This window comes from Flavobacterium panacagri (assembly GCF_030378165.1).
GTDB classification, from domain to species: Bacteria; Bacteroidota; Bacteroidia; order Flavobacteriales; family Flavobacteriaceae; genus Flavobacterium; species Flavobacterium panacagri.
Genome location: NZ_CP119766.1, coordinates 1,678,493 through 1,701,994, shown reverse-complemented (window position 1 = coordinate 1,701,994; position 23,502 = coordinate 1,678,493). Strand labels below are relative to the sequence as shown.

Annotated in this window: 23 protein-coding genes; 18 read left to right on the top strand and 5 right to left on the bottom strand. The window is 33.2% G+C overall.

Going from position 1 to position 23,502, the window contains the following annotated elements; genetic code table 11:
• Positions 1–42 precede the first annotated feature (42 nt).
• The 4 genes from P2W65_RS07740 to P2W65_RS07725 all read left to right on the top strand — a co-directional run bounded on the left by P2W65_RS07740 (position 43) and on the right by P2W65_RS07725 (position 3,555).
• On the top strand, positions 43–789 hold the full coding sequence (locus P2W65_RS07740) for an electron transfer flavoprotein subunit beta/FixA family protein (RefSeq protein ID WP_091493876.1): 747 nt from the start codon (positions 43–45) through the stop codon (positions 787–789).
• Positions 790–865: 76 nt separating this feature from the next.
• Positions 866–1,834: an electron transfer flavoprotein subunit alpha/FixB family protein gene (locus P2W65_RS07735; RefSeq protein WP_289664686.1), complete on the top strand. Its 969-nt coding sequence runs from the start codon at positions 866–868 to the stop codon at positions 1,832–1,834.
• A gap of 164 nt (positions 1,835–1,998) precedes the next feature.
• On the top strand, positions 1,999–2,622 hold the full coding sequence (locus tag P2W65_RS07730) for a bifunctional nuclease family protein (RefSeq protein ID WP_179002525.1): 624 nt from the start codon (positions 1,999–2,001) through the stop codon (positions 2,620–2,622).
• Positions 2,623–2,703: 81 nt separating this feature from the next.
• Positions 2,704–3,555, top strand: a complete 852-nt coding sequence (locus P2W65_RS07725; RefSeq protein WP_091493884.1) for a thymidylate synthase — start codon at positions 2,704–2,706, stop codon at positions 3,553–3,555.
• A gap of 38 nt (positions 3,556–3,593) precedes the next feature.
• Here P2W65_RS07725 and P2W65_RS07720 read toward each other — a convergent pair whose 3' ends face one another.
• A complete protein-coding gene (locus tag P2W65_RS07720; protein ID WP_179002526.1) occupies positions 3,594–3,890 on the bottom strand; it encodes an isoamylase early set domain-containing protein in 297 nt (98 codons plus the stop codon).
• Between the two features lie 239 nt (positions 3,891–4,129).
• Here P2W65_RS07720 and P2W65_RS07715 point away from each other — a divergent pair, with 239 nt between their 5' ends.
• The 4 genes from P2W65_RS07715 (at position 4,130) to porT (ending at position 7,003) form a co-directional block, all read left to right on the top strand.
• Positions 4,130–4,474: a 2TM domain-containing protein gene (locus P2W65_RS07715; RefSeq protein ID WP_091493889.1), complete on the top strand. Its 345-nt coding sequence runs from the start codon at positions 4,130–4,132 to the stop codon at positions 4,472–4,474.
• 12 nt (positions 4,475–4,486) lie between these two features.
• The gene (locus P2W65_RS07710) at positions 4,487–4,969 is read left to right on the top strand and encodes a dihydrofolate reductase (RefSeq protein WP_289664683.1); all 483 of its coding nucleotides are present in this window, start codon (positions 4,487–4,489) and stop codon (positions 4,967–4,969) included.
• Between the two features lie 578 nt (positions 4,970–5,547).
• Positions 5,548–6,279, top strand: coding sequence for a bifunctional demethylmenaquinone methyltransferase/2-methoxy-6-polyprenyl-1,4-benzoquinol methylase UbiE (ubiE, locus tag P2W65_RS07705; RefSeq protein ID WP_289664682.1), 732 nt, complete (start codon positions 5,548–5,550; stop codon positions 6,277–6,279).
• 1 nt (position 6,280) lies between these two features.
• Positions 6,281–7,003, top strand: a complete 723-nt coding sequence (gene porT, locus P2W65_RS07700) for a type IX secretion/gliding motility protein PorT/SprT (RefSeq protein ID WP_289664680.1) — start codon at positions 6,281–6,283, stop codon at positions 7,001–7,003.
• A gap of 9 nt (positions 7,004–7,012) precedes the next feature.
• On the opposite strand, the gene P2W65_RS07695 is transcribed toward porT, so the two are convergent.
• Positions 7,013–7,741, bottom strand: coding sequence for a TrmH family RNA methyltransferase (locus tag P2W65_RS07695; protein ID WP_289664678.1), 729 nt, complete (start codon positions 7,739–7,741; stop codon positions 7,013–7,015).
• 37 nt (positions 7,742–7,778) lie between these two features.
• On the opposite strand from P2W65_RS07695, the gene tamL reads away from it, so the two are divergent.
• From tamL to P2W65_RS07675, 4 genes are all read left to right on the top strand, one after another.
• The gene (tamL, locus tag P2W65_RS07690) at positions 7,779–10,352 is read left to right on the top strand and encodes a translocation and assembly module lipoprotein TamL (protein WP_289664677.1); all 2,574 of its coding nucleotides are present in this window, start codon (positions 7,779–7,781) and stop codon (positions 10,350–10,352) included.
• Positions 10,353–10,412: 60 nt separating this feature from the next.
• Positions 10,413–11,480, top strand: coding sequence for a class II fructose-bisphosphate aldolase (gene fbaA / locus P2W65_RS07685; RefSeq protein ID WP_012023542.1), 1,068 nt, complete (start codon positions 10,413–10,415; stop codon positions 11,478–11,480).
• Positions 11,481–11,583: 103 nt separating this feature from the next.
• A complete protein-coding gene (gene accD, locus P2W65_RS07680; RefSeq protein WP_135221320.1) occupies positions 11,584–12,441 on the top strand; it encodes an acetyl-CoA carboxylase, carboxyltransferase subunit beta in 858 nt (285 codons plus the stop codon).
• A gap of 81 nt (positions 12,442–12,522) precedes the next feature.
• The gene (locus P2W65_RS07675; protein ID WP_289664675.1) at positions 12,523–13,122 is read left to right on the top strand and encodes a hypothetical protein; all 600 of its coding nucleotides are present in this window, start codon (positions 12,523–12,525) and stop codon (positions 13,120–13,122) included.
• Positions 13,123–13,410: 288 nt separating this feature from the next.
• Here the strand turns inward: P2W65_RS07675 and P2W65_RS07670 are convergent, their stop codons facing one another.
• On the bottom strand, positions 13,411–14,658 hold the full coding sequence (locus tag P2W65_RS07670) for an ABC transporter permease (RefSeq protein ID WP_289664673.1): 1,248 nt from the start codon (positions 14,656–14,658) through the stop codon (positions 13,411–13,413).
• A gap of 165 nt (positions 14,659–14,823) precedes the next feature.
• Here P2W65_RS07670 and purH point away from each other — a divergent pair, with 165 nt between their 5' ends.
• The 6 genes from purH to rodA all read left to right on the top strand — a co-directional run bounded on the left by purH (position 14,824) and on the right by rodA (position 22,097).
• A complete protein-coding gene (purH, locus tag P2W65_RS07665; RefSeq protein ID WP_289664672.1) occupies positions 14,824–16,350 on the top strand; it encodes a bifunctional phosphoribosylaminoimidazolecarboxamide formyltransferase/IMP cyclohydrolase in 1,527 nt (508 codons plus the stop codon).
• A gap of 56 nt (positions 16,351–16,406) precedes the next feature.
• Complete coding sequence (locus P2W65_RS07660; protein WP_008466528.1) at positions 16,407–17,435, top strand: rod shape-determining protein; 1,029 nt, start codon at positions 16,407–16,409, stop codon at positions 17,433–17,435.
• Between the two features lie 111 nt (positions 17,436–17,546).
• Positions 17,547–18,377, top strand: coding sequence for a rod shape-determining protein MreC (gene mreC / locus P2W65_RS07655; RefSeq protein WP_289664668.1), 831 nt, complete (start codon positions 17,547–17,549; stop codon positions 18,375–18,377).
• Positions 18,370–18,876: a rod shape-determining protein MreD gene (locus tag P2W65_RS07650; protein WP_179002536.1), complete on the top strand. Its 507-nt coding sequence runs from the start codon at positions 18,370–18,372 to the stop codon at positions 18,874–18,876. Before mreC ends, P2W65_RS07650 begins: the two co-directional genes overlap by 8 nt.
• The gene (mrdA, locus tag P2W65_RS07645) at positions 18,873–20,846 is read left to right on the top strand and encodes a penicillin-binding protein 2 (protein WP_289664666.1); all 1,974 of its coding nucleotides are present in this window, start codon (positions 18,873–18,875) and stop codon (positions 20,844–20,846) included. Before P2W65_RS07650 ends, mrdA begins: the two co-directional genes overlap by 4 nt.
• Before the next feature lie 15 nt (positions 20,847–20,861).
• On the top strand, positions 20,862–22,097 hold the full coding sequence (gene rodA / locus P2W65_RS07640; protein WP_091493924.1) for a rod shape-determining protein RodA: 1,236 nt from the start codon (positions 20,862–20,864) through the stop codon (positions 22,095–22,097).
• Positions 22,098–22,336: 239 nt separating this feature from the next.
• On the opposite strand, the gene P2W65_RS07635 is transcribed toward rodA, so the two are convergent.
• Positions 22,337–23,017, bottom strand: coding sequence for a DedA family protein (locus tag P2W65_RS07635; RefSeq protein ID WP_289664665.1), 681 nt, complete (start codon positions 23,015–23,017; stop codon positions 22,337–22,339).
• 134 nt (positions 23,018–23,151) lie between these two features.
• Positions 23,152–23,493 (bottom strand): heavy-metal-associated domain-containing protein, encoded by a 342-nt coding sequence (locus P2W65_RS07630; RefSeq protein ID WP_289664663.1) that lies wholly within the window; start codon positions 23,491–23,493, stop codon positions 23,152–23,154.
• Positions 23,494–23,502 lie beyond the last annotated feature (9 nt).

Here is a 23,502-nt window from a genome sequence, read left to right as displayed (position 1 = left end):
CTAAATTTGTAAAAGCATATTATAAATTCAAAATATATACTTATGAAAATACTAGTTTGCATTAGCCATGTGCCTGATACTACTTCTAAAATCAACTTTACTAACGGCGATTCAGAATTTGATACAGCCGGCGTACAATATGTAATTAATCCTAACGACGAATTTGGTCTTACACGTGCTATCTGGTTCCAAGAACAGCAAGGCGCAAATGTAACCGTAGTAAACGTTGGAGGCCCTGATACTGAACCAACATTGCGTAAAGCTCTAGCTATTGGAGCAAACGAAGCAATTCGTGTAAACGCAAATCCAACCGATGGTTTTTTTGTTGCGAAACAATTAGCAGAAGTAATTAAAAACGGAGGCTACGATTTAGTTATCGCAGGAAAAGAATCTTTAGATTACAACGGAGGAATGGTTCCTGGAATGATTGCTGGTATTTTAGGTTCTAATTTCTTAAACTCTTGTACTTCTTTGACAGTTGATGGCAACAATGTTAAAGCAGTTCGTGAAATTGACGGCGGAAAAGAAACTGTAAGCACTACTCTTCCTTTAATCATTGGCGCTCAAAAAGGTCTTGTTGAAGAAAAAGATCTTCGTATTCCAAACATGAGAGGAATCATGACAGCAAGAACTAAAGCTTTAACTATTCTGGAGCCAGTTGATGCTCCTGTAAATACTAAAGCGGTGAAATTTGAAAAACCAGCCCCAAAATCAGCAGTGAAATTAGTATCTGCAGATAATTTAGATGAGTTAATCAATTTATTACACAACGAAGCGAAAGTAATCTAGTATTCAGTAATCAGTTTTTTAGTGTTCAGTTTTCAACCTTGAAACCTGAAACGTGAAACCTCTAAACAAAAAAATCATGTCTATATTAATATATGCAGAATCTGCAGAAGGAAAATTTAAAAAAGTTGCTTTCGAATTGGCTTCTTACGCTAAGAAAGTAGCAGAATCATTAGGAACAACAGTTACCGCTTTAACAGTAAACATCAGCGATGTTAGCGAATTAAGCAAATACGGAGTTGATAAAGTTTTAAAAGTAAACAACGATAAACTAGCTGGTTTTACTGCGAAGGCTTACGCCGATGTAATCAAACAAGCTGCCGAAAAAGAAGGAACAAAAGTAGTTTTACTTTCTTCTACAACAGACAGTATTTATCTTTCATCATTAGCAGCAGTAGCTTTAAATGCTGGTTTTGCGTCAAATGTTGTAGGATTGCCAGTTAGCACTTCTCCATTTCAGGTAAAAAGAAATGCTTTCTCAAACAAAGCGTTCAACATCACACAAATCGATACAGATGTAAAAGTTCTTGGTTTGGCTAAAAACTCTTACGGAATTTTCGAAAGTGCTGGAGCTGCAGCAACGGAAGATTTCAATCCAACAATTGGAGAAAATGATTTCGGAATTAAAGTAGATTCTGTTGAAAAAGTAACTGGAAAAGTTTCTATCGCTGATGCTGATATCGTAGTATCTGGCGGACGTGGATTAAAAGGGCCGGAAAACTGGGGATTAGTTGAAAATTTAGCTGAAGTTTTAGGAGCTGCAACAGCCTGTTCTAAACCAGTTTCAGATTTAGGATGGAGACCTCACAGCGAACACGTTGGTCAAACAGGAAAACCAGTTGCCACTAACTTATACATTGCAATAGGTATTTCTGGAGCAATCCAGCATATTGCAGGTATCAACTCATCTAAAGTAAAAGTAGTGATCAATAACGATCCAGAAGCTCCTTTCTTTAAAGTAGCTGATTACGGAATTGTTGGAGATGCTTTCGAAATTGTACCGCAATTAACAGAGAAACTTAAAGCTTTTAAAGCACAACATTCTTAATTCAAGAATTCTCTTCAAAATATTTGCTGCCTAAAAACAAGATATTGTATCTTTGTTTATAGGCAGCTTTTTTGTTCCATATTTTTTGACTAAAATTGCAGCTTTATTTTTCAATTAAAAAAAGCAAAAAAATGAGGCGCTAAGTGCCTTTTTTACAAACATATATGAGTCTAGTAAAATTATCTATAAAAGGAATTTCATACAGCCAAACTCAAAATGGCGCTTATGCCCTAATTCTGAATGAAGTTGATGGTGAAAGAAAATTACCTATCGTTATTGGTGCTTTTGAAGCCCAATCGATAGCTATTGCCTTAGAAAAAGAAATAAAACCACCACGTCCATTAACACATGATTTATTCAAAAATTTCGCAGAAAGATTTGATATTGTGGTAAAACAAGTTATCATTCACAAATTGGTTGATGGCGTTTTTTACTCCAGTTTAATCTGTGAAAGAGACAAAATCGAAGAAATTATTGATGCCCGAACTTCAGATGCTATTGCTTTAGCATTACGTTTCAATGCACCAATTTTTACTTATAAAAACATCTTAGATAAAGCCGGAATTTATTTAAAATCAAATACTGCTGATGCTGATCAAGGAGCTCAGGAAATTGATGATGTTCTTTCAAATCCAGAAACTTTTGGACGTGAAGAAGAAAGCAATCAATCTGGGGATGTTTATTCCAAACATACCTTACAAGAACTGAATGAACTTTTAGATCAGGCAGTTTCTCAGGAAGATTACGAAAAAGCAGCAAAAATTAGAGACGAAATCTCAAGAAGATAAATGATGTTTAATCGTGGGGTTGTTTATTCGTTTAATCGATTAAACAGTTACACGAATAAACGGTTAAACAATTAAGCACCAATGAAACAATACTTAGATTTAGTAAAACACGTTTTAGAAAACGGGAATCAAAAAGGAGACCGTACTGGAACTGGAACAAAAAGTGTTTTTGGCTACCAGATGCGTTTTGATTTAAGTGAAGGTTTCCCAATGGTTACAACAAAAAAACTTCATTTAAAATCGATCATTTACGAATTGCTTTGGTTTTTAAAAGGAGATACCAATATTAAATATCTTAAAGAAAACGGAGTAAAAATCTGGGATGAATGGGCCGATTCTAACGGCGATTTGGGGCCTGTTTATGGACATCAATGGCGTAACTGGAACAGCGAAGAAATTGATCAGATCTCTGAATTGATTACAGAATTAAAAACAAATCCAAACAGCCGAAGAATGCTGGTTTCTGCATGGAATCCATCTGTTCTGCCAGATACTAAAAAATCATTTGAAGAGAATGTAGCCAACAACAAAGCTGCTTTGCCTCCATGTCATGCCTTTTTTCAGTTTTATGTGGCAAGTCCCGATTTAGAAAAAGGAGAAACGAAAGGAAAATTATCCTGCCAGTTATATCAAAGAAGCGCTGATATTTTTTTAGGAGTACCTTTTAATATTGCTTCTTATGCATTATTTACAATGATGATTGCTCAAGTATGCGATTTAGAGCCCGGTGAATTTATTCACACTTTTGGCGACGCACATATTTACAACAATCATTTTGAGCAATTAGAATTGCAATTAACTCGTGAACCAAAACCATTACCAAAAATGATTTTGAATCCAGCGATTAAAAACATTTTTGATTTTGATTATGACGATTTCACTTTAGTAGACTACGACCCGCATCCTGCAATAAAAGGAAGTGTTGCTGTATAGAAAACAAAAAATCCGCTTAAATATTGAGCGGATTTTTTTTATACAATTAAGACACTATTTTCACTTCCAGCATAATCGTTCCATTTATAAGAATCGGCTTCTGGATCGTTTACATAAATCCCGTCTATTACATACTTAAATTCGTAGATCGCATCTTTAACCAAATCATAAGTCGCTTTAAAGGTTCCGTTCTTCAACTTGCTTAAAGCTCCTTCTGAAGGATTCCAGTTATTAAAATCCCCAACAACTGCTGCCGAATCAGCATCTTTGGCATCTATAGAAAATGTTACTTTACAAACTGGTTTCGTTTTGATGAATTGTTTTTTCAAAGACATAACTATTTAGTTTTTAGATTTATACATCTAAAATTAAACAAAATCAATCAAACCCCCACTACTCGACTATCCGATTTATCATAATTCCAAAAACAACACATTATTTTAGTCATATCTGCAATTTAAACGCTCTAAAATTTTGCATTTCAAATTCTTAGATCATTTTAAAACAAATATTCTTTTCGCAGAATATTGACATTCAAAAATAAATTTTAACTTTATAATCTCATTTTTATCTTATGGAAAAAGAAGTGCACGAACAATACGAATACGCTAGACGCCGATTAAGACAAAAAAAAATCCTTTATTTTCATTTTGTTCTTTTCCTTCTAGGAAGTTTATTTTTATTTATTGCCAATAGATTTTTTGGTTTTGGAGAAGGAACAACTCAAAACTGGTGCATCTGGGGAATTACAATCTGGCTCTTTCTTTTTATTCTGCATTTTATAAAAGTATATATCACCGACCGTTTTATGAATAAAAAATGGGAAAGGGAACAAATTGACCGATTAGTTGCTTTACAACAAAAAAGAATCAGCCAGCTTGAATCTTCAATTAATGAAGAGAATGAAAATAAAATTTAGATTAAGCATACCATGATTATAATGATAGCGGCTGCGGCTGAAAATAATGCGCTTGGAAAAAACAACGAATTAGTATGGCACCTTCCAAATGATTTTAAAAGATTTAAGGCACTTACTACAGGCCATCATATTATTATGGGCAGAAAGACTTTTGAAAGTTTTCCAAAACCATTACCCAATCGAGTACATGTTATAATTACTCGTCAAGAAAATTATCAGCCAGAAGGATGTATTGTGGTAGACAGCATTGAAAAGGCAATTGCAGCATGTCCAGAAAATGACGATAGTTATGTTATTGGAGGTGGAGAAATTTACAATCTTGCTCTTCCGTTTACAGACATTATAGAATTAACCAAAGTTCATCACACTTTTGAAGCAGATACTTTTTTTCCAAAAATTAATAAAAGTGAATGGCTTTTGGTAGAATCTGAAGAAAATTTTAAAGATGAAAAACACCTTTATGATTATACGTATGAAACTTACATTAGAAAATAAATAAAAAACATCCTCTAAAATAGAGGATGTTTTTAAAACAATTGATTTTTAACCTGACTCTCTCAAGAAATAGTTTGTGTTTAAAAAAATCACAAATGTTAGAAACATTTGAAATAACTGAATAACATTTTATGTTATTTGAGACCTAAATCTCAAATCGCCTTTAACAACAAATACCACTAAGATATTAAAGGCAGAAAATTAAAATTTCCAAAAACAAATTTAATCCTAAGAACGTATTTTGCACTATTAATTAGTATTTCCCCCCAAGAATAATACTTACAAACTTTTTTCAAGAACAAATGAATTTACAAGCGCAAAAACAGTAATCATTTGCTTAAGTCATAGTGACATCAATCGTTAAAACTTTAATCATTTTTACTTTAGCAAAGTTGTTCATATTAGGGAGATTATACAATACCGTGATTTAGGGATTTTATCAATATCCCTAAATTTAGGGATGCCAAAAGACCCAGAGTTCTAGCTTTGAAACAAATCATCTAAAAACATTTATTTTACAAATCAAAAAACTCAATTACAGTTAAACTAGATTGTTTATATTTGTCCAAATTAAAAAAATGTCTGAAAAAGTAACTCCGTATAAAGACTCTTCACTAGGTAAAAAAGAGCAGGTAACCCAAATGTTTGACACCATTTCTGGGAATTACGATAATTTAAATCGTGTCATTTCATTTGGCATCGATGTTAAGTGGCGCAAAAAAGTATTAAAAATAGTATCAGACAAAAAACCCAAGGTTATTCTAGATATTGCAACAGGAACTGGTGATTTAGCTATTTTATTAGCACAAACTAATGCAGAAAAAATTATTGGTTTGGATATTTCTGCTGGAATGCTGGAAGTTGGAAAAAAGAAAGTTCAAGAAAAAAATCTCTCTAATATTATTGAATTGGTTTTAGGCGACTCTGAGAGCATGCCATTTGAAGATAATTATTTTGACGCTATCACTGTAGGTTTTGGAGTGAGAAACTTTGAAAATTTAGAGAAAGGTTTCTCTGAAATTTTAAGAGTCTTAAAACCTAATGGTGTTTTTGTTATTTTAGAAACTTCAGTTCCGGATAAATTCCCTTATAAACAAGGATACAATTTTTACAGCAAAAATATATTACCACTTATCGGGAAACTATTTTCAAAGGATAATGATGCATACGGCTATTTATCTGAATCTGCTGCTGCTTTTCCGTATGGAGAAGCCTTAAACAATATTTTGAGAAAAACTGGGTTTATAGATGTTGTGGCAATGCCACAAACTTTTGGTGTCGCAACGATTTATTCTGCATCTAAAAAATAGTATGAAAAAAGCTGTAATCTTAATTTTATTAGTCTTAACAACAAAAGGGTATTCGCAATTTGCTAAAAACATGTTTAGTAAAGACCCTATTATTAATCTTGAAAACTGGCAGAAGCAGCGTGTTTACTTTGGCTATTATTTAGGTTTTAATAGTTTTGACTTTAAGTTTGATTACAAAACTCCTGTGCAAAGCGATATTCAGGTAAAAAAAACTACTGGTTTTAATGTGGGCGTAGTAGCCGATTTAAGATTACAGGAATATATAAACCTGCGTTTTGAACCTGGTTTGTATTACACAAAGCGCGATTTGTATTTTCCCGGCGTAGGAACTTTAGAAAAAGATTATTTAAGAGAAGTAAACAGTACATACATTCACTTTCCGTTATTATTAAAATTTTCTGCCTTACGCACAGGAAACATTCGTCCGTATTTAGTTGGAGGTATGTCTACCACTCTAAATTTATCTAGTAATTCTAAATCTCAAGATGATAACTGGCAGCAAAAATTTAGAGTAAAACAATGGACAGCAGCTTACGAAGTTGGATTTGGGATCGATATTTTTACCGAGTATTTTATCTTTTCTCCTTCTGTAAGAGGTATGTTTGGCATTACTAATGAGATCATTCCTGATAATATTACGGCAGAACACCCTGTTAGCCCTTACACAGATAATATCGATTCCATGAAATCTAGAGCAATTTTAATAAATTTCACTTTTCATTAAAACAAAATCTTAACTATTTCGTTTAAATTCACTAAGAATAATTGCTGTTGCAGTAGCTACATTTAAACTTTCGGTTTTTTGAAGCTCTCCAAATCTAGGAATTGACAGACGAGATGTTACTATTTTTTCAATTTCTTCCGAAATACCGTTTGCTTCATTACCCATAATAATGATGCCTTCCTGCGGTAATTCTGATTGATAAATATTTACTCCGTCCATAAAGGTTCCAAAAACTGGCAGTTTAGTTTGAGCAAGAAAAGTTTTTAAGTCAATATAACTCACATTTACCCTTGTAATTGAACCCATTGTTGCTTGCACCACTTTTGGGTTGTAAATGTCTACAGTTTCTTTAGAACATATTACCTGCTTAATACCAAACCAATCGCAAAGGCGTAAAATAGTTCCTAAATTTCCAGGATCTCTAATATCGTCTAAAGCTACGATTAAACCAGAATCGACTATGTTTTTTTCGGCTGGCATTTTAAAAACTGCCAAACAAGAATTTGGAGTCGATAAAGCACTTATTTTTTTTAGTTCCTGTTCATTAATAAGAGTTCGTTTTGAAGCCTGAACCGCTTCGAAATCATTCAATGTGGTGTATAAATGTTCTAATTCAAAATTGGATTGCAGCAATTCTTGAATTACTTTTACTCCTTCAGCAAAAAATAATTGATGGACAGAACGCTGCTTTTTTTGATGCAAACTAGAGATAAGTTTTATTTGGTTTTTACTAACCATAAAATAATGTACTTTTGAATTAAATATTAAAAAACACTTGAAAAATAATTCCACAAAAATAATAGCATTTCTTCTAATTGCAATACTTATTTGCGCTTGTAATGCCGTAAAAAGAGTTCCCGATGGAAAAAACCTTCTTGTAAAAAACAATATTCTAGTTAACGGAAAAGCAACTAATGACGAAGTTGCCTCTAATCAAATGTATCAGAAACCGAATGGAAAACTTTTAGGATACAAACTTCGGTTAAATTTATACAATTTAGCCAATTTAAATCCAGATTCAACTTATCAGGCAAAATTCAAAAACAATCCTGGCAAGTATGAACGTATGTCTAAAATTTTATCTGCTAAACAAGTTGACCGACTTGGCCAGTCTTTTTATTACAAAGGAATTCATGAATTTTTAAAAAACACTGGTGAGCCTCCAGTAATTATTGATACCGCGAGAACAAAAAAATCATTGCTTCGTTTAAAATATTACTACTTCAATAATGGTTTTTTCAATGTTAAAACCGATTATGCAATAGATACAGTTGGCATTAAAAGAGCCGCAATTAATTATAATATTACAACTGGCCCAGCTTATAAACTAGATACTATCAGCACCAACATTTTGACTCCAGCATTAGATTCTTTATACAGAACCAATAATGAACCTTCTTTATTAAAAACGGGAAATCAATACAAAACCACAGACTTTGAAGAAGAAAAAAACCGCATTACGACTTATTTCAGAAATCATGGTGCTTATTACTTTCAACCAACTTATGTGACTTTTGACATCGATACTATTGGCAAAAAAAACCAGGCTAATGTAACCTTAAATATCACAAACAATGTTATTCAAGGTAGAGATTCAAGCAGAACGGAACCTTTTAAATTATACACGATAAGCGACGTTAATATTTACACCGACTATTCTGCAGCTAACGCAAAGAAAAAACCAACTGACAGTACAACGTATAACAATTTTAACCTTTATAGCTACAAGACATTAAAATATAAACCGCGTGCTATTACTGATGCTATTTTTATTACCAAAGGAAGCACTTTTGCTGATTTCAGAACCACTCTTTCTTCTCGATATTTGAATAACTTAAAAATTTTCAACTATCCGTCTATTCAATATGAAGTTGACAAAAGAGATTCTACAGCTCAATCTCTTATTGCTAATGTATATTTGACTCCAAGAAAAAAATACAGCTTTGGAGCCACTTTTGACGTAACACACTCAAATATTCAGGATTTTGGAATTGGTGCCAGTGTTTCAGAAACTATTCGAAATGTATTCAATCGCGCAGAAACTTTAGAAATTTCAGCTCGTTTGAATATTGGATCTTCAAGAGACATGGCGAATCCTAATAATAATTTCTTTAATGTTTCGGAATATGGTTTGGATATGAAATTGAACTTTCCAAGGATTTTATTTCCTTTTGGAACAGAGAAAATTATTCCCAAAAGTATGATTCCTTATACCTCCATTACTTCGGGTTTTTCAAAACAGCGAAATATTGGTTTAGACAAAGAAAACTTTACAGGAGGTATTTCGTATAACTGGACTCCGAAACGCCACAACACTGCAAAATTTGAATTATTAAATGCGCAGTTTGTTCGCAATCTGAATCCAGACAATTATTTTAGAGTCTATACTTCTTCATATGATGATTTGAATAATATTGGAAAAGATTATAACACTACAGACACTAATTGGGGAGACACTCCTGAACAGCAAGCCGAAAAAAACTTAACTATACCAAAAGGAACAACTGGCTTTACTAATGACGTATTAACTGGAGGAACTGCCTTAACACCAGACAACTCACAATATCAAGAAGTCGCAAGTATTGAAGAAAGAAGGATTCGTTTGACCGAAAATGACTTTATTCTGGCAACCAGTTATTCATTCACAAAAACAACCAAAAAAGATCTTGCTGATAATAATTTCTATCAGTTTAGAACAAAAATAGAATCAGCAGGCTCTTTATTATCTGCTATTTCAGCTATTGGAAACCTTCCTAAAAATTCAAGAGGAAATTATGAGATATTCAATTTAGAATATTCTGAATATATAAAAACAGAATTTGACTATATCAAACACTGGGACTTTGGAAAAGAAAAAGTTTTAGCTGTTAGAAGCTTCTTTGGAATTGCAATTCCGTTTGGAAATTCAAATTATATTCCGTTTTCACGAAGTTATTATGGCGGAGGTTCCAATGACAACCGTGCTTGGCAACCTTATGCTTTGGGACCAGGAAGTACCAATGCTGTAAATGACTTTAACGAGGCCAATATGAAAATCGCAGCGAGTATCGAATATCGTTTCAAAGTTTTTGGAGATGTAAAAGGAGCGCTCTTTGCAGATGCCGGAAATATCTGGAATGTACTCGATAATGTGGTAGATCCAAAAGCAAAATTTGACAACTTAAACGATTTAGAAGAAATTGCTTTAGGTACAGGATTTGGTTTACGATACGATTTAAGCTTTTTTGTTATTCGTTTAGATTTAGGCTTTAAGACTTATAATCCGGCGCATCAGAAGGGAGACCGATGGTTTAAAGAATACAATTTTGGGCATTCCGTTTTAAATTTTGGTATAAATTATCCGTTCTAATGCTAATTAATTCTTATTTTTGCAACCTAAAAACTAAAAACAACTATAAAAAAAATTACAATGGCACACAACATTAAACCAGGAGTAGCTACAGGAGATCAAGTACAAGAGATCTTTAATTATGCGAAAGAGAAGGGTTTTGCTCTTCCAGCAGTAAACGTTACTGGATCAAGCACAATTAATGGAGTTCTTGAAACTGCAGCAAAACTAAACGCGCCAGTTATCATTCAATTTTCTAACGGAGGAGCACAATTCAACGCTGGAAAAGGATTATCTAATGCAGGTGAAAAAGCAGCAATCGCGGGAGGAATCGCAGGAGCAAAACACATTCACACATTAGCAGAAGCTTACGGTGCAACTGTAATTTTACATACTGACCACTGTGCAAAAAAACTTTTACCTTGGATCGATGGTTTATTAGATGCTTCTGAAAAACATTTCGCAGAAACAGGAAAACCATTATTCAGTTCTCACATGATCGATTTGTCTGAGGAGCCAATCGAAGAAAACATCGAGATCTGTAAAGAATACTTAGCTAGAATGAGTAAAATGGGCATGACATTGGAAATCGAACTTGGTATTACAGGTGGAGAAGAAGATGGTGTTGACAACTCTGATGTTGATAGCTCAAAATTATACACACAGCCAGAAGAAGTAGCTTACGCTTACGAAGAATTATCTAAAGTAAGCCCTAAATTTACAATCGCTGCTGCTTTTGGAAACGTTCACGGTGTTTACAAACCAGGAAACGTAAAATTAACTCCAAAAATCTTAAAAAATTCTCAAGATTTCGTACAAAACAAATTCAATACAGGACACAATCCAGTTGATTTCGTTTTCCACGGAGGTTCAGGTTCTACACTTGAAGAAATCAGAGAAGGAATTAGCTACGGAGTTATCAAAATGAACATCGATACAGATTTACAATTTGCATACACTGAAGGTATCCGTGATTATATGGTTAAAAACCTTGACTATTTGAAATCTCAAATTGGAAACCCAGAAGGTCCAGATGCTCCAAACAAAAAATACTATGACCCAAGAAGATGGGTTCGTGAAAGCGAAGTAACATTCAACGCAAGACTTGAACAAGCTTTTGCTGATTTAAATAACGTGAATACGTTATAAAAAAGTAATCAGTGTACAGTTTTAAGTATTCAGTTTGAATACTTAGAACTTAATACGACTGAACACTAAATTTTTTATTACTGAACACTGAATACTAAAAGAAATGGCTTGGTTTAAAAGACAAGAAAAAGGGATTACGACCGCGACAGAAGACAAGATGGACGTTCCGAAAGGATTGTGGTACAAATCTCCTACTGGAAAAATTATTGATGCTGACGAATTGGCGAGAAATTTATTCGTTAGTCCTGAAGATGATTTTCACGTTCGAATTGGAAGCGCAACCTATTTTGAAATTTTATTCGACAACAACGAATTTGTTGAGTTAGATAAAAACATGACATCTAAAGATCCTCTGCACTTTGTGGACACAAAGAAATATGCAGAAAGACTAAAAGATGTAATGGAGAAAACTCACCTTAAAGACGCTGTACGTACGGGAGTAGGAAAATCTAAAGGCAGAGAACTTGTAATATGCTGTATGGATTTCGCTTTTATTGGCGGGTCTATGGGAGCAGTTGTAGGAGAAAAAATTGCAAGAGGTATTGATCACGCAATCAAAAACAAATTACCGTTTGTTATGATTTCTAAATCTGGTGGAGCTCGTATGATGGAAGCTGCTTATTCTTTAATGCAATTAGCAAAAACTTCTGTAAAACTAGCTCAATTAGCTGAGGCTAAATTACCTTATATTTCTCTTTGTACAGATCCAACAACTGGAGGAACAACTGCATCTTACGCAATGCTAGGAGACATCAACATCTCTGAACCGGGCGCTTTGATTGGTTTCGCTGGTCCGCGTGTTGTTCGTGACACTACAGGAAAAGATTTACCAGAAGGTTTCCAAACTGCTGAATTCTTATTAGAGCACGGTTTCTTAGACTTTATCACGCCTAGAAAAGAATTGAAAGATAAGATCAACTTATACATCGATTTGATTCAAAATAATGATATCAGAAAATAGTTTTGAGACTATTTCTAAACATAAAATCCCAAGAAGTTGATTCTTGGGATTTTTTTTATCTTTAATTTAAATCTTATTTGTATGTCGAGAATTTTTATTTATTTTATGGCTTGTCTATTTCTTTTGAATTGTACTAAAAAAGAGGAAAAAGCTGTTAATAAAAACAAACCTTACATCATCTCCTTTGAAGACAAAGAACTTGAAAAATATTACGATTCATTAATAGTAGCTCCTCCATCAACAAAAGGATTTTTCTATGGAGAAAGCCAATTAATAATTGACAAAAAAGGAAATTTATATTTTTATCAAAAAGAATATATTCAAATCTTATGCAACTACGGTAGTGAAAAAGATACACTTCCACATTTTCTTAATTTACAACCTAAAGACATTGTCAAAATTCCAAAAAAATGTCTAAACGATTTTCTGTCAGAAAATATTTTATCAAAAGAGAAGAAGAGACATATTTTAATAATAGGTTCACAAAGCGATACAATTAAAAATCCTTACTTTTTGGATTTTTTAAAAAGCAACATTATACAAACATATCATATAAGAAGAACAACTCAAGAAGAAGATACTGTTTTGAAATACAAAAACAACCAAAACAAACATATCTATTATTATCCAGATTCTATAAAATGGGATAAGACAAAGATTAAACTTCCAAGCAACAAATAAGAATATATGCCGTTCCTACGGAACTTATGTATCGTGTCCTTTCATTTCTCAACGGATTGAAATCCGTTGCTACAAAATGATTCATTCCTACGGAATTTTATAGAAATTCAATTAAAAGAAAATAAGCTTCTTAAGCAATTCAACTAAGCTTCTTTTTAATCTTAAAATCAATCTCCAAATTCAGTTGAAATATCATCCCACAGCTTAAAAAATACAACTTTGCCTCTCTGAACCTTTGCTGCAAAAAAACTTAGCAACTCAGCATCTCAGAACTTAGCATCTTAAAAACTACATCCCTGTTCGAATAGCTTCAACAGGATCCAAATTTGCTGCAGAAATTGCAGGTAAAATCCCCGAAACCAAACCGATAAAAGCAGCCAGACCAGTTCCTAAAAGAATATTTCCTAAACTTAATACAAATTCAAAGTCAAGTAATTTGGTCAAACCAAAGGCAATTCCCCAGACCATCAGAAGTCCGATGACACCACCAATAACCGATAAAATTATTGCTTCAAATAAAAATTGAAACAAGATAAATTTATTTTTTGCTCCGAGTGATTTTTGAATTCCAATAAGATTCGTCCTTTCTTTAACAGAAACAAACATAATATTGGCAATTCCAAAACCGCCAACTAAAAGAGAAAATCCGCTGATTACCCACCCTACTACATTCATCTGACCTAAAATTCCATCTATAAAATCAGTAAATCCAGAAAGCACATTGACAAAGAAATTATCCATTTCTCCTGCTTTCATTCCGCGGATTGCTCGAAGTTTTTGCGCAATTTCAGCTTTATAAGCATCCATATCAACACCTTTTACAGGTTTTAGCACAATAACCGGCGTCATAGCATCACTGTCTCCATACATTCTGCGTAAAAAATTCGCCGGAAGATAAACCGAAGTATCATTGCTATCTCCAAAAAAACCAGCACCTTGTTTCGCAATTACACCAATAACCGTGAATCGCTGTCCGTATAAACGAATATTTTTTCCAAGCGGATCACTTGATCCAAAAAGGCCTTCTGCAATATCATACCCCAAAACAATAACCGCAGTTCCAGAATTAGATTCCGATTCATTATAAAATCTTCCTTTATCAAAACTTAATCCGTCAATATCGACCATTTCGTTTGACGAAGGAATAATATTCACATCGCTGACTGTTTTCGAATCATATTTTAAACTTTCGTGATTTACAAAAAGCTGATACCCTACTTGATCCGTATCATTCATTGAATTTTTCAGCCCGATATATTCATCGTATTTCACATTTGGAAACTGCTCTCTTTTCCATTGTGGAATTTCAGATGGACCAAAGCAATATTTCATTAAATAAATTGTATTTTTATCTAAACTGCTCAAATCTTTAGAGATTTTTTTATCTAAAGAATCCACAGCAGCCAAAACAGCAATAATTGAAAAAATACCAATTGTAACACCTAAGAGCGACAATAACGTACGTAATTTATTATTTCGCAAAGCATTGATAGCAAAGCTGAGACTTTCTTTTAATAATCTTAAATAAACGATCATATTTTAGTATTTTTCAATAAAGTAAAATTCAATAATTAAATTTCAAAAACCTAATAAAAGTTAACTTACTCATCAGTAGATTTTTTTAGCATTTTGTTACACTAATTTTCTTTAATATAATATATAAAAAAACTACTTTTGCAGTCTCAAAATCATAACTACACAATGAGCACAACAAAAAAAATACAATCGGCATTAATTTCTGTTTTTTCTAAAGATGGATTAGAACCAATTGTTAGAAAATTACACGAACAAAATGTAACCCTTTATTCAACTGGAGGAACTGAAGATTTTATCAAAAACCTTGGTATTCCGGTAGTTCCTGTTGAAGATATTACTTCTTTCCCTGAAATTCTTGGCGGAAGAGTTAAAACTTTACACCCGAAAATTTTTGGTGGAATTTTAAATCGTCAAGACAACGAGAGTGATGTGCAGCAAATGAAAGAATTTGACATTCCTCAAATTGATTTAGTAATTGTTGATTTATATCCTTTTGAAAAAACAGTTGCTTCTGGCGCAAGTGAACAAGATATTATCGAAAAAATTGATATTGGAGGTATTTCATTGATTCGTGCTGGTGCTAAAAATTTCAAAGACACTGTTATTGTTGCTTCGGTAAACGAATACAGTTTACTTTTAGATTTGATTACAGAGCAAAACGGAGCAACAACTTTAGAAAACAGAAGATTGTTTGCCACTAAAGCATTCCATGTTTCTTCTCACTATGATGGAGCTATTTTTAATTATTTCAATACAGACGAGACTATTTACAAAGAAAGCATTGCAAACGGTCAAGTTTTAAGATACGGTGAAAACCCTCACCAAAAAGGATTTTTCTTTGGAGATTTTGACGCAATGTTCAACAAAATTCACGGAAAAGAATTATCATACAACAATTTGCTTGATGTTGATGCTGCAGTTAACTTAATTGCTGAGTTCAAAACTGACGGACCAACATTTGCGATTCTAAAACACAACAACGCTTGTGGTTTAGCTTCAAGAAAAACAATCAGCGAGGCTTATTTAGCGGCTTTGGCTTGTGATCCTACTTCAGCTTTTGGAGGAGTGTTAATTTCTAACACTAAAATTGATTTAGAAACGGCACAAGAAATCAACAAACTATTCTGCGAAGTTGTAATTGCTCCAGCTTATGATGATGAGGCTGTTACGGTTTTACAAGAGAAGAAAAACCGAATTATTCTGGTTCAAAACGAAGTTGAATTACCATCTCGTCAAGTAAGAACTTGTCTTAATGGTTTGTTAATTCAGGACAGAAATAATATTACGGATAATAAAGAGCATTTAAAAACCGTTACAATTACAGAACCTACTGCTCAAGAGATCGAAGATTTGATCTTTGCTTCTAAAATCTGCAAGAATACAAAATCAAACACCATTGTATTTGCTAAAAACGGAACATTGATTTCATCCGGTACAGGTCAAACTTCAAGAGTTGACGCTTTAATTCAAGCTGTTGACAAAGCAAAAGCTTTTGGATTTGATTTAAATGGAGCTTCGATGGCAAGTGATGCATTTTTCCCATTTCCGGACTGTGTAGAATTAGCTAAAAAAGCAGGAATAACTGCTGTAATTCAGCCAGGAGGTTCGATAAAAGACGAATTAAGCATAAATTATTGCAATGAAAATAATCTTGCAATGGTATTTACTGGAACTCGTCATTTTAAACATTAATTTGTTTAACTTTGTTCGATAAATAATTTATAACATTTTAAACCCCTAAAAAACTTATGGGATTTTTTGATTTCATGACCGAGGATATTGCAATAGACCTTGGTACCGCAAACACTTTAATCATTCATAATGATAAAGTTGTTATTGACAGCCCCTCTATCGTAGCACGAGATAGAGTTTCAGGCAAAATCATCGCTGTTGGTAAAGAGGCCAACATGATGCAAGGTAAAACACATGAAAACATCAAGACCATAAGGCCTTTGAAAGATGGTGTAATTGCCGATTTTGATGCTTCGGAAAAAATGATCAATATGTTCATTAAAAGCATTCCTGCATTAAAAAAGAGAATGTTCACACCAGCTTTAAGAATGGTAGTTTGTATTCCATCTGGAATTACAGAGGTTGAAATGCGTGCTGTAAAAGAATCTTGTGAGCGTGTAAACGGAAAAGAAGTTTACTTAATTCACGAACCAATGGCCGCGGCAATTGGTATTGGAATTGACATCATGCAGCCAAAAGGAAACATGATTGTGGATATCGGAGGTGGTACAACTGAAATTGCTGTAATTGCCTTAGGTGGTATTGTGTGTGACAAATCTGTAAAAATTGCAGGTGACGTTTTCACAAATGACATCGTGTATTACATGCGTACACAGCACAACTTATTTGTTGGAGAAAGTACTGCTGAGAAAATCAAAATTCAAATTGGAGCGGCAATCGAAGATTTAGATGGCCCGCCAGAAGATATGTCTGTTCAAGGTAGAGATTTACTTACTGGGAAACCAAAACAAGTAGATGTTTCTTACCGTGAGATTGCAAAAGCATTAGACAAATCTATTCAGCGTATTGAGGATGCCGTAATGGAAACATTATCTCAAACTCCACCTGAATTAGCTGCCGATATTTACAACACTGGTATCTATTTAGCTGGTGGTGGATCTATGTTGAGAGGTCTTGACAAACGTATCTCTCAAAAAACAGATTTACCAGTTTACATTGCTGAAGATCCATTAAGAGCTGTAGTTCGCGGTACCGGAATGGCACTTAAAAACATTGCAAAATTTAAAAGTATCTTAATCAAATAAGATTCGAAATAACAATCAATTTACTTTTATGAGGGTTAAATTTTTAATATTTGACCCTTGTAAAACTTGAAATCATAAAGCATATCCTGAAACAAAATAACCAGACAAGAAATGCAGCAAATATTTAATTTCATTATAAGAAACAGTAATCGATTGCTGTTTTTGCTGCTTTTAGGTATATCGTTAGGACTCACAATTCAATCCCATTCCTTTCATAGAAGCAGAGTAATTAGTTCTGCCAATTTTTTAAGTGGCGGTGTTTACGAAAAAATTAATCATGTAAATGAATACTTGAATTTAAGAGCTGAAAACGATGAACTTGTACTTGAGAACGCAAGATTAAAAAGTCTTTTATTCAACAAAGAGGACACTACAAAACCACCCACACCTGATAGCATTAAAGGAGTAAAACCTTCAGATATAATAGTATCTAAAGTAATTCATAATTCATACAATACTCATGAGAACTATATCACTTTGAACTCCGGAAGCAAAGACGGAGTGAAGCAAGATATGGGAGTTATCAATAGTTTAGGAATTGTGGGCGTTATCGATAATACTTCGCCAAACTATTCAACCGTTGTTAGTATTTTGAACATGAAGTCACATATTAACGCTAAGATCAAAAAATCAAATCATTTTGGTTCGTTAACATGGAATGGAAAAAGTACAGGATACGTTCAGTTGGAAGATGTTCCTAGATTGGCTTCTATTCGAAAAGGCGATACTATTGTTACTGGTGGACAATCAGTAATTTTCCCTGAAGGAATTAATATCGGAACAGTTGACATTGTTTACAAAAAAGAAGGTACAAGTTTTTATGTTATAAAAGTGAAATTGTTTAACGACATGACCAATTTAGGACACGTTTATATTATTAAAAGCAAAGGAAGAGAAGAACTTATTAATTTAGAAAACAAAAGCAAAGAGAAAGATGAATAGCGCTTTGTTGGTAAATATTTTTCGATTTATTATACTGCTGGCAGTTCAGATTGTTATTTTCAACAATATGAATTTCTTAGGATACATAAGTCCTTTTCCGTATATCTTGTATATTATTTTATATCCTGTAAACAGCAATAAAGCAGGCTTAATAATCTCCAGCTTTTTACTTGGATTGACTATGGACATGTTTTGTAATTCTGGCGGAATACATGCAACAGCCTGTGTAATTCTAGCCTATTACAGACCTTATATTTTTAAATTCTCTTTTGGACTTAGTTACGAATATCAAACTATTAAACTAAACGAATCTTTAACACCAGAGCGATTTTCATTTATACTGGTTTCGGTTTTAATGCACCATATTGTATTGTTTGTTCTCGAAGCATTTCAATTCAAGTTTATCTGGGATATTTTACTCCGAACCTTATTCAGCTCTATTTTTACCATAATCACCTCCATAATAATAATTTATCTTATTAAGCCCAATAAACGATGAGAAAAGTTCTGCTGCCCACTATAATTATTATTGCAGCATCTTTGCTAGTGATTAGGATCTTTTATCTGCAGATTATCGATGATTCCTTTAAACTGAAATCAGAAAATAATGCAATAAAAAAAGTCTACGACTATCCTGAAAGAGGCTATATTTACGATAGACACGGGAAACTTCTCGTAGCTAATCAGGCTTCTTATGACATCATGGTTATTCCAAGAGAGGTAAAAAAGGATTTAAATATTACTGAATTCTGCACACTTTTAAATATCACTCAAGAAGACTATCACAAGCGTATTGAAAAAGCAAAAGTTTACAGTCCAAGACTTCCATCTGTTTTCTTGTCGCAGTTAAATAAAAATGAATTTGCAGCTTTTCAAGAAAAAATCAGAAAATATGATGGTTTCTATTTCCAAAAAAGATCTCTTCGCGATTATGAAGTAGATTATGGCGCTAATATTTTTGGTTCTATTACACAAGTAAATGAAAGTCAAATTGCAAAAAACCCATACTATAACAGTGGAGATTTAATAGGAAGACAAGGCGTAGAAGAGAGTTACGAAGAAATATTACGAGGCATTAAAGGCGTTAAATACATTCAAAAAGACAAATATAATAGAGAAATTGGCTCTTACAAAGAAGGGAGATATGATACAATCGCCGTTGCAGGAGAAGATATCAATTTAACTATTGATGCGGCTCTTCAAAAGTATGGTGAAGAATTAATGATCAACAAAAGAGGCGGTATAGTTGCACTTGAGCCAAAGACTGGTGAAATTTTAGCACTTGTTACTGCTCCATCTTACGATCCCGGAATTTTAGTTGGAAGACAAAGATCTAAAAACTACACTCTTTTATATAATGATTCTATTGCAAAACCATTATATGACAGAGGGTTGCTGGCCGAATATCCTCCTGGTTCTCCTTTTAAAATTTTAACTGGTTTGATCGCACTTCAAGAAGGTGTTATTAATGAACAAACGACTTTTATGTGCCATCATGGATTTAGTTATGGTGGAGGCCGTTTTATGAAATGCCACGGCTTTGGGCCGCATCAACTGCATAATGGAATTTACAATTCTTGTAATACTTATTTTGGACAAGCCTATATGCTTACGATCAATAAGTATAAAGATCCGGGACAAGCTGTTGATGTTTGGAGTAGCCACGTAAAAAGTTTTGGATTAGGACAGTTTATGGGGTATGACTTGCCTACAGGAAAAAGAGGAAATATTCCAACTTCTAAAACCTACAAAAGAATCTACCCTAACGGAGGCTGGAGAAGCTCAACCATTGTATCCAATGCAATTGGTCAGGGAGAGGTTTTGATGACTCCTATTCAGTTAGCCAATATGATGGCAACAGTTGCCAATCAAGGTTATTATTTTACTCCTCATATCATTAAAAAGATTGAAGGAGAAAAAATTGATGAAAAGTTCACTACAAAACATGTCACTTCAATTGATGAAAAATATTTCCCGCCAGTTATCAGCGGATTATTTGATGTATACAATAAGGGTACCGCTTACGCTCTTAGAGTAGAAGGAATTGATATTTGTGGAAAAACAGGAACGGCTGAGAATTATGCTAAAATAAACGGAAAAAGAGAAAAGCTTAAAGACCACTCTATTTTCGTAGCTTTTGCACCAAAAGACAATCCAAAAATTGCCATTGCGGTTATGATTGAAAATGGAGGTTTTGGAGCAACAGTAGCGGGTCCTATTGCGAGTTTAATGATTGAAAAATATCTAAGAAACAAAATCACAAGAACCGACTTAGAAACAAGAGTACTAAATAAGAGTTTAGCTGCTGAATATGCAAAATTAGGAGGAATGAATGAAGCCAGCAAAATAGAATCAGTACCGAAAGACTCTGTTTTACAAGCAAAAATTATAAAACCAAAAGCGCCTGTTACAGTAACACCAAAGACAGAAGTCAAAAAAACAGCAGTAGACACAACTAAGAAAAACTAAGAGAAAGTATTTCAAATGAAAAATCAAAGTGTAAAAAATAATATTGATTGGATAAGTGTCTTTATCTACATTGCGCTGGTAACACTGGGTTGGCTGAATATTTATTCGTCTTCCCTATTATCAACTGATGGAACTTATCAAAAACAGCTTATCTTTATTGGCTGTACAATTCCTTTGATATTTGTTGTACTTTTTGTTGATGGTAAATTTTATGAAAAATACGCCAGTATTATCTTCGGAGTAGCTTTATTATCACTTGCAGGACTATTTCTCTTTGGAAAAACAATTGCTGGACAGCGATGCTGGTATGCTATTGGAAGCTTTACTTTACAACCTTCAGAATTTGCTAAAGCAGCCACTTCATTAGCTTTGGCTAAATACTTAAGTGATACACAAATCAACCTAAAAGAAACCAATAGACAGATTCAGGCACTGGCAATTATGCTTTTACCTGTAATGCTTATTTTACCACAACCAGACCCTGGAAGTGCTTTAATATACAGTGTTTTTATTTTGGTTTTATATCGAGAGGGTTTACCTTCTTGGTATGTATGGACAGCTTTTATAACCATCGTTTTATTTGTACTTACTTTGGTTCTCGAACCTTATGTCGTTATTATTATAGCTTTTGTCGTTTTAGCTATTATTTATTTCAAAGGAAGAGTTGTTGATCGCAATCTCTTGCTTAGTGCAATCTTATTAGCTTTAATATCTGGTTTTGTATTTTCTGTTGATTATGTTTTCGACAACGTTTTTAAACAGCACCATAGAGATCGTTTCAATATTTTATTAGGAAAAACAGTCGATATGAAAGGTATAGGATACAATACCAATCAATCTGAAATTGCAATTGGATCTGGAGGATGGATTGGAAAAGGATTCTTAGAAGGAACACAAACCAAAGGAGGATTCGTTCCAGAACAGCATACCGATTATATCTTTACCACTGTAGGTGAAGAATGGGGATTTGCAGGTTCTTTGACTGTAATTGTGCTTTTTGTTACATTACTGCTTAGAGTTATTTATTTAGCCGAAAGACAGAAAACAAAATTCAGTCGAGTCTATGGCTATTGTGTAGCCGGAATTCTCTTTATCCACTTCTTTGTAAACATTGCCATGGTAATTGGAATTTTCCCAACAATTGGAGTACCTCTCCCCTTCTTTTCTTATGGAGGTTCTGGACTTTGGGGATTTACGATATTGTTGTTTATTTTCCTTAAAATGGATGCTAATAAAGTAAATGAATGGTAAATTAGAAAATTCCAAATTCAAACAAAACTTTAATTATTGCTCAAGATTTTAGTATACATTGCCCAACATTTCAATCTTATAAACACAATGTATATTATGTTAATTTCATTATTATTGAAAAGGGAGATGAGATACTGTTAGACTATCTTGAACCAATTACACAAATAGATTAATCACATCGATTATAAGCATAAAAAAATCCGAAGCTGAATTCGGATTTTTTTGTATCTTTTATTAAATTATATCTGTTCGTTCGGCCTCTTTTTTAAAAGCTTTAATATGACTGGTAACGTTGATATTATTATTATGATGATGATGATATATTCAATATGTTTTTTTAAATCTATTCCTTGTTTTAAAAAGACTCCGTATAAATAGTGCCCCGCAAAGATTAAAATAAATGACCAAAGGAAAGAACTTAGAATATTATAAAACATAAATTTCTTTTTATCCATTGAAACAATCCCAGCAACTATTGGAGCAAATGTTCTAAAAATAGGAAGGAAACGAGCGTAAATAATTGCCTTTCCACCGTACTTCTCAAAGAAATCTTTTGATTGAAGCAGATACTTTTTCTTAAACCAAAAGGTATCTTCTTTTTTAAACAAATAATAACCACTTTTAGCTCCAAACCAATAACCTGTCATATTTCCTAAAACTCCCATTATTGCTACTGCAGTGGCAAGTAAAAATACATTTATAAAATCATTTGGAATATGAACAACATTCTCAATTAAGTCGCGGCTGTAAATACCAGCTAAAAAAAGTAAACTGTCTCCAGGCAGAAAAAAACCTGCAAAAAGTCCTGTTTCAGCAAAAACTATAAACAACACAATAAATAACCCAATCTGAAAACCTCCGACACTTAAAGTAATATAAAATTCAGGGTTAATTAACTGAGTCCAATCAAAATTATTCATAAATCGAATTTGGTTATTTTTATAAGTTCGTGAAAGTAACAATAATTTAGCTTAACCGCAATAAAATGCAGTATTTTAAACATAAATTAACTATTAAAAAAAGCCCAAACATTCATTTGGGCTTTTCGTTATAATTATTCTCTCACATACTTGCAGCAGCTATGAAGATTATCATAATCTTCCGTTGTTGCTTTAACCTCTTTAGTATCATGACCTGCTTTTGCAACTGCCTTATTTAAATCTAAAGGAGAAGATTTCTCTTCGTTCAAAATAACTGACAATTGATGAGAACTAATGTCCCAGCTAGCCGTTTTTACTCCAGGAACACCATAAGCAGCTTTCTCAATTCGTTTTTTACACTGCTCGCAGTTACCATTTACTTCTGTAGTATATTTTAAGTTTTTATTTTTTTTAGTTTGAGCTTGCGCTGAAAATCCAAAAAATGTAATCATTGCTATTAAAAGTAATTTATTCATCTTAATTAT